Genomic DNA, 7410 nt, shown 5'->3' on the forward strand with positions numbered 1-7410 from the left:
CGCGCGAGCCGTGTTACGGACAGGTCCGGACAGGGCTTGAAATTTTGCCAATAGGCACAATTTCCTGCGCATGAGCCCGAATCCCTTCCTGTCCCTCTCCGCCTGGCGCCCCATGCTGACGCAATTCCTGAGCGGGCTCGCCCCGGCCGAGACCGAGCCGCCCGCCTATCCGTTCGCGCCGACCGACGTCGCCCGGCTGCATCGCCTGACGGCGGCGGACGACGCGGCCATCGACGACCAGACCTGGCGCGACCTGCTGATCGACCGCTATGCGGACAGCCTGTCCGGGGAAGTCAGCATCTTCGGGCGCCAGGAACTGCACCGCCGCCTGCGCGCCGGCGCTTCGGCGGAAGAGTGCGCGGCGCGGCGCGAACGCATCGAGCGCCTGCTGCGCGAGCCGGCGCAGCTGGACGGCCTGCAGCGGACGCTGCGCTCGCTGCGCCGCGCGGACACCGAGGTGGCCGGGCTGCTGTTCGATCCGCAGTGGCAGGCGCCGCCGCGTCCGCGCTGGCTCGCCTGGGTGCGGCTGCTGCCGCTCGGCCTGGCCACCTCGCTGGCGGCGGTGCTGTGGACGCCCTGGGCCTGGATCCCTTTCGGTATCGTGATGTACTTCCTGATGACGCTGCAGATGCGCTACACCGACCAGGTGGGGACCTGGCGCCGCAGCACCTGGGCGCTGCGGATGCTGCTGCGGACGGTTTCGTTGCTGGATGGCGGCGGGCAGGCGCTGGCGGAAGATTTTTCGGGACGCGGCGCGCGGGCGGGGAAGATCGGTCGCAGCCTGTCGCGCGGCCTGGTGGCGGAAGCCATCCCCGACGCGGCGGCGTATGGCGACTGGTTCATGCTGGCCAACGTCAGGCACTACTTCAAGACCTCGCATATCGTGTCCGCCGAGCGCGCCTTCCTGCGCGAGTGCTACCGGCTGTGTACGGAACTCGAGGCCGACGTGGCGCTGGCGCGGCATCTGCGCGGCGTGGGCGCCTGGTGCTGGGCCGGCCGCGGCGACGGCAGGACGCTGGCGATGGAGGAGGGCGTGCATCCGCTGCTCGAAGGCGGCAATCCGCTGTCGCTGTCGCTGGCGGACAAGGGCGCCTTCATCTCCGGCCAGAACGGCGTCGGCAAGAGCACGTTCTTGCGCATGCTGGGCCTGAACCTGGTCGCCGCGCGCGCTTTCGGCTTCTGTTACGCGCGCCGTGCCGTGCTGCCGGCGCTGCCGGTGGTGGCCAGCATGCAGAACGAGGATTCGCTGCTGGACGGGCAGAGCCTGTACATCGCCGAGCTGGCGCGCGCCCGCGAACTGCTGGCGGCCAGCGAGCGCCGGCCCGTCATCTGCCTGGTCGACGAGATCTTCCGCGGCACCAATCACGAGGAGTCGGTGGCGGCGGCAGCGGCCGTGGTGGACGAACTGGCGGCGCGCTCCATCGTCGTGGTCTCCTCGCACAACCTGGTGCTCGGGCCGCTGCTGGCGCACCGGCTGGAACCCTGGCGCATCGTGCGCACCGACGGCGACGGCCTGCGCCTGGAGCCCGGCGTGCTGGGACAGACCAATGGCGTGGCCCTGCTGGCGCAGCGCGGCTTCGGCGTGGATATCCAGAGGAAGGCGGAGCGGGTAGCGGCCTGGCTGGTGGAAATTCGGGAAATTCGGGGTCAGAGCACATTTTCGGAAAAAACGGCTTTGTTTTCAGAGGCTTATCGAAAATAATGTGCTCTGACCCCGAATTGAGGAAATAACCGGAGACTAATCCTGATTTGATGGGCGCGTCAGCTGCGGGGTTTCGGCCTGCCCTTGGCGATCACTTCGTGGCATTCGCCCTTGATGGTGGCGTTGTCGTAGTCGGTCCAGCCGTAGCTGTCGACGTAGCGCTTGTGCTGCCTGAAGCCGGAATTCACGAAGCTCCATTCGAGCCGTTCGTCCGGGTAGCGCACGTCGCCCATGTCGAGCAGGGTGTGGAACATGTTTTCGGTCGCCAGTTTCGCCTTGCGGTGCTGCAGCAGTTGGGCGACCTTGTCCGGATAGCGCTCCTGGTAGGCGTCCGAATACCAGGCGAAGGCCGGGATGTGGAATTCGTATTGCGTGTTGTGGCCGTGGAAGACCAGGCGGCAGCTGTTGTCGTACAGGGTCTGGCCGTGGTCGGCCACGTACAGCATCGAGGCCGGCAGGCCGGTGTCGCGCAGCGAGTCGATCACGTGGGCCAGGAACCAGTCGGTGTACAGGATCGAGCTGTCGTAACTGTTGTTGAGCTGTTCCTTGAGGCGGATATCGGTATAGACCGGCTTGTCGACACCGTACAGCGAGGGCTGCCATTTGTCGAACTGCTTCGGATAGCGGCGGCTGTAGTTCCAGTGGCTGCCCAGGGTGTGCAGCACCACCAGCTTCTTGGGCGCCGGGTCGAGCAGAGCGTGCCTGAGCGGGGCGAACAGGATCTCGTCGTAGTTCGACTGGTCGCTGTAGCCGCCCAGGTTCAGGAAATCGACCACGTCGGCTTCCTTGGCGAACACCGATACCGGCGTGTCGAACTTGCCGAACGAGATCTGGTTCGACAGCCAGAAGGTCTTGAAGCCGGCCTCCTTGAAGGCGGACAGGAAGGATTTTTCCGAGAACCCGTCCTTCAGGCTCTGGATCGCCGGCTTGCGCGAGACGATCACCGGCACCGACAGGCGGGTCGCCGAGACCGAGGTGATCACATCCGGCAGCACCACCAGGTTCGACTCCTGCGCCAGCTGCGGATTGGTCTCGCGCGCATAGCCATTCAGGCTCCAGCGGTCGTAGCGCGAGGATTCGCCGATCACCATCACCACCAGCTGCGGCTCGTCCTGCGGCCGGCCGGCGTGGGCGTGAAAGCGGAAATGGGCGCTGCGTTCGTTCAGGTCGGCCAGGTAGCGCCGCTCTTTATAGAAGTCGAGCCCGCGCGCCATCAGACCGAAGGGCCAGGAGCGGGCGAAGGCGTCCAGGTCGAGCGGCAGGCGGGCCCAGTGCGCGAGCGGCGGCAGGCGGCCGGTAGAGGGCAGGCTGCCCGCGCGCGGCGGCGCGGTCTCTTCGGCACCGGGTTTCGCGGGCGCGGCCTTGGCCGAGTCGCCGGCCACGCTGGCCAGCGGCGGCGGCGCGATGCCGAACGTATGGCCATAGCCGAACACCGCCACGCCCAGGCCCAGCACGCCCATCACCACGATGCGCGAGACGTCGGCCCAGTCGAGGTCGCGGGTGCGCCAGGCCGCGATCCAGCTGCTGACGAACCAGGCGAGCACGCCGATGAAGACGGCGGCCAGCAGCCAGACTTTGCTGCCCAGGAATTCCATCGCTTCTTCCGGGCTGGTCTCGGCGATGATGCCGAGATGGTGGGTCGAGATGCCCTGGCCGTAGAAGGCGCGCAGATAGAACTCCATCGGCAGGCCGAGGAAGGCCGGCAGCAGCAGCCAGTGGAAGCGGGCCGGGCGCTTGAAGAAAGCCCAGGCGGCGATCCAGCAGACCAGCTCGATGCCCACCAGCTGGCCCGGGTGCGCGACCGGCTCGCCGAACAGCCAGGGGACGAAGGGCATGCACGACAGCACGAGGTAACTCAGCAGCACATACAGATTGCGCGGACGCAGCAGGGATCGCATCGAAGCCAGGGCAGAGGAGAAAGTCCGTCATTATCTCGCCTTTGCTAGTTGGAACGCTATTACCTCCGCACAAGGATCGAAAACCGGCGTACACTCGATGTATCGCCAGCGCGACATTCTTCCGGCAATTTCGCCGTCTTCCGCCCTTGCCGCGGTGCCCGGACTGCAAGTAGGTTGACCTTGACATGGTTCGGGTCTATACTCGCGAGTTCTCGAATTTATTCTGCACATCGTATACGCATTCAGGCCGCTCCCTTTGGTGAGTGGCTTTCGTCGCCTGTACAGGAAGCAATCCGGGACTAGGTTTCAGTCCCCGGGCAGTAGGACAGTCCGGGTCATCAACGTAGTAGCAAATTTTGTTGGATTAAGAACGATGCCAACCATCAATCAACTGATTCGCAAGCCGCGTGAAGCCGCGGTTGTGAAGAGCAAGTCGCCGGCACTGGAAAACTGCCCGCAAAAGCGCGGTGTTTGCACCCGTGTCTACACGACGACCCCGAAGAAGCCGAACTCGGCACTGCGTAAGGTCGCCAAAGTTCGCCTGACCAACGGTTTCGAAGTCATTTCGTACATCGGCGGTGAAGGCCACAACCTGCAAGAGCACAGCGTCGTCCTGATCCGCGGCGGCCGTGTGAAAGACTTGCCGGGTGTGCGTTACCACATGGTCCGCGGTGCACTGGATACCCAGGGTGTGAAAGACCGTAAGCAGGCCCGTTCGAAGTACGGCGCCAAGCGTGCGAAGGCTGCGAAGAAGTAATTCTCCGCTCCCGTCATACCGAGGTCACATTTAATAGTTAAGTTGAGCCGGCCGGAAGGCCGAGTAAGTGAAAGGTCATGAGGGCCTTTCGCGAGTGCGGATTAAGCACTCAACTGAAGACAGGAAGGAATTGAAATGCCACGTCGTCGTGAAGTACCCAAGCGCGAGATTCTGCCGGATCCGAAATTCGGCAATACCGATGTCGCCAAGTTCGTCAACGTTCTGATGCTGTCCGGCAAGAAGTCGGTCGCAGAAAACATCATCTACGGTGCGTTCGAATACATCCAGACCAAATCGGGCAAGGACCCGCTGGAAGTGTTCTCGACCGCGATCAACAACTGCAAGCCGATGGTCGAGGTGAAGTCCCGCCGCGTCGGCGGCGCCAACTACCAGGTGCCAGTGGAAGTTCGTCCGGTTCGTCGTATGGCTCTGTCTATGCGTTGGTTGCGCGAAGCCGCAAACAAGCGTAGCGAGAAATCCATGCCGCAACGTCTGGGTGGTGAACTGATGGAAGCCGCGGAAGGCCGTGGCGGCGCAATGAAGCGCCGTGACGAAGTCCACCGCATGGCTGAAGCGAACAAGGCGTTCTCGCACTTCCGCTTCTAAGCACAAAGCAGTATCCGTTGTTCAGGCCGGGCGCGTTTTGATTTCAAAATGTTGCCCGGTTTTGTCCATTCAAAGATTTAGGAAAAATTATGGCACGCACTACCCCCATTGAGCGCTACCGGAATATCGGTATTTCCGCTCACATTGACGCCGGTAAGACCACCACCACCGAGCGCATCCTGTTCTACACGGGTGTGAACCACAAGATTGGTGAAGTGCACGACGGCGCCGCCACCATGGACTGGATGGAGCAGGAGCAAGAGCGCGGCATCACCATTACCTCGGCAGCGACGACCTGCTTCTGGAAGGGTATGGCCAACAACTTCGAGCCGCACCGCTTCAACATCATCGATACCCCGGGCCACGTCGACTTCACCATCGAGGTGGAGCGTTCGATGCGCGTCCTGGACGGCGCCTGCATGGTCTACTGTGCAGTCGGCGGCGTGCAGCCGCAGTCGGAAACCGTGTGGCGTCAGGCTAACAAGTACAAAGTCCCACGTCTGGCATTCGTCAACAAGATGGACCGTACCGGTGCGAACTTCTTCAAGGTGTACGAGCAGATGCGCGCCCGCCTGAAGGCCAACCCGATCCCGCTGCAGATCCCGATCGGCGCCGAAGACAACTTCAAGGGCGTGGTCGACCTGGTCAAGATGAAGGCGATCTTCTGGGACGACGCATCGCAGGGCATGAAGTTCGACTACCGCGACGTGCCGGCCGAGCTGGTCGATCAAGCCAACGAATGGCGCGAGAAGCTGGTCGAGACCGCTGCTGAAGCGAACGAAGACCTGATGAACAAGTATCTCGAAGAAGGCGAACTGTCGGAAGCCGAGATCAAGGCCGCACTGCGTCAACGTACCATCAACGGCGAAATCGTTCCGATGATGTGCGGCACCGCCTTCAAGAACAAGGGCGTGCAGGCCATGCTGGACGCGGTCATCGAATACCTGCCGTCGCCGGTCGACATCCCGCCGGTCGGTGGTACCGACGAAGACGACCAGCCGGTCACCCGTAAGGCTGACGACAACGAGAAATTTGCTGCGCTGGCATTCAAGATCATGACCGACCCGTTCGTCGGCCAGCTGATCTTCTTCCGCGTGTACTCGGGCGTCATCAATTCGGGCGATACCGTCTACAACCCGATCAAGGGCAAGAAGGAACGCGTCGGCCGTATTCTGCAGATGCACGCCAACCAGCGCGAAGAGATCAAGGAAGTCCGCGCAGGCGACATCGCCGCTGCAGTCGGCCTGAAGGAAGCGACCACCGGCGAAACCCTGTGCGATCCGTCGGCACCGATCATCCTCGAAAAGATGGTGTTCCCGGAGCCGGTGATCCAGCAGGCCGTCGAGCCGAAGACCAAGGCTGACCAGGAAAAGATGGGCCTGGCACTGAACCGTCTGGCTCAGGAAGACCCGTCGTTCCGCGTGCGTACCGACGAAGAATCGGGCCAGACCATCATCGGTGGTATGGGCGAGCTGCACCTGGAAATTATCGTCGACCGCATGAAGCGTGAATTCGGCGTGGAAGCGACCGTCGGCAAGCCGCAGGTTGCATACCGCGAAACCATCCGCAAGGGTGTTACCGACGTGGAAGGCAAGTTCGTCAAGCAGTCGGGCGGCCGCGGCCAGTACGGTCACGCTGTCCTGAACGTCGAACCGCAAGAGCCGGGCAAGGGCTTCGAGTTCATCGACGCCATCAAGGGCGGTGTGGTTCCGCGCGAATACATCCCGGCAGTCGAGAAGGGTGTTCGCGAGACCCTGACCGCCGGCGTGCTGGCTGGCTACCCGGTCGTCGACGTCAAGGTGACCCTGGTCTTCGGTTCGTACCACGACGTGGACTCGAACGAAAACGCGTTCCGCATGGCTGGTTCGATGGCATTCAAGGATGCTTGCCGTAAAGCCAACCCGGTCATCCTCGAGCCGATGATGTCGGTGGAAGTGGAAACGCCGGAAGACTACGCCGGTACCGTGATGGGCGACCTGTCGTCCCGCCGCGGTATGGTGCAGGGCATGGACGAAATCCCGGGCGGCGGCGGCAAGATCATCAAGGCCGAAGTCCCGCTGTCGGAAATGTTCGGTTACTCGACCGTGCTGCGTTCGGCAACCCAGGGCCGTGCGACCTACACGATGGAATTCAAGCACTATGCTGAAGCTCCGAAGCACGTGATGGACGCCATCGTGACCGCGAAGTCCAAGTAAGCGTAGTCAGAAAAATCTAGTTAGTGGAGGGCAGGGCAACGGCGATGAGCCATGCCCTGTCCCACAAAAATTAAAATATATTGTTCTTTTAAAGGAAGATCAAAATGGCAAAAGGTAAATTCGAACGGACCAAGCCGCACGTCAACGTCGGCACCATTGGTCACGTTGACCACGGCAAAACCACCCTGACGGCTGCAATCGCAACCGTTCTGTCGAAGAAATTCGGCGGCGAAGCCAAGGCCTACGACCAGA

6 protein-coding genes are annotated in these 7410 nt (G+C 62.5%); 5 read left to right on the forward strand and 1 reads right to left on the reverse strand.

The window, feature by feature from the left end:
* The first annotated feature begins 70 nt into the window (after window positions 1–70).
* Window positions 71–1702, forward strand: coding sequence for a MutS-related protein (locus tag AB4Z32_RS22940; protein WP_442124182.1), 1632 nt, complete (start codon window positions 71–73; stop codon window positions 1700–1702).
* 59 nt (window positions 1703–1761) lie between these two features.
* Here AB4Z32_RS22940 and AB4Z32_RS22945 read toward each other — a convergent pair whose 3' ends face one another.
* The gene (locus AB4Z32_RS22945; RefSeq protein ID WP_442124183.1) at window positions 1762–3600 is read right to left on the reverse strand and encodes a phosphoethanolamine transferase; all 1839 of its coding nucleotides are present in this window, start codon (window positions 3598–3600) and stop codon (window positions 1762–1764) included.
* Between the two features lie 373 nt (window positions 3601–3973).
* Here AB4Z32_RS22945 and rpsL point away from each other — a divergent pair, with 373 nt between their 5' ends.
* The 4 genes from rpsL to AB4Z32_RS22965 all read left to right on the forward strand — a co-directional run.
* Complete coding sequence (rpsL, locus tag AB4Z32_RS22950; RefSeq protein WP_036240557.1) at window positions 3974–4357, forward strand: 30S ribosomal protein S12; 384 nt, start codon at window positions 3974–3976, stop codon at window positions 4355–4357.
* A 135-nt stretch (window positions 4358–4492) separates the two neighbouring features.
* Window positions 4493–4963, forward strand: a complete 471-nt coding sequence (gene rpsG / locus AB4Z32_RS22955) for a 30S ribosomal protein S7 (protein ID WP_442124184.1) — start codon at window positions 4493–4495, stop codon at window positions 4961–4963.
* 89 nt (window positions 4964–5052) lie between these two features.
* The gene (gene fusA / locus AB4Z32_RS22960; RefSeq protein WP_442124185.1) at window positions 5053–7158 is read left to right on the forward strand and encodes an elongation factor G; all 2106 of its coding nucleotides are present in this window, start codon (window positions 5053–5055) and stop codon (window positions 7156–7158) included.
* A 104-nt stretch (window positions 7159–7262) separates the two neighbouring features.
* Window positions 7263–7410, forward strand: a 148-nt coding sequence (locus AB4Z32_RS22965; RefSeq protein WP_259170423.1) for a GTP-binding protein, incomplete at its 3' end; no start/stop codon positions are given.

The sequence above is a fragment of the Massilia sp. 2TAF26 genome (assembly GCF_052115005.1).
In the GTDB taxonomy this organism is placed as follows: domain Bacteria; phylum Pseudomonadota; class Gammaproteobacteria; order Burkholderiales; family Burkholderiaceae_D; genus Telluria.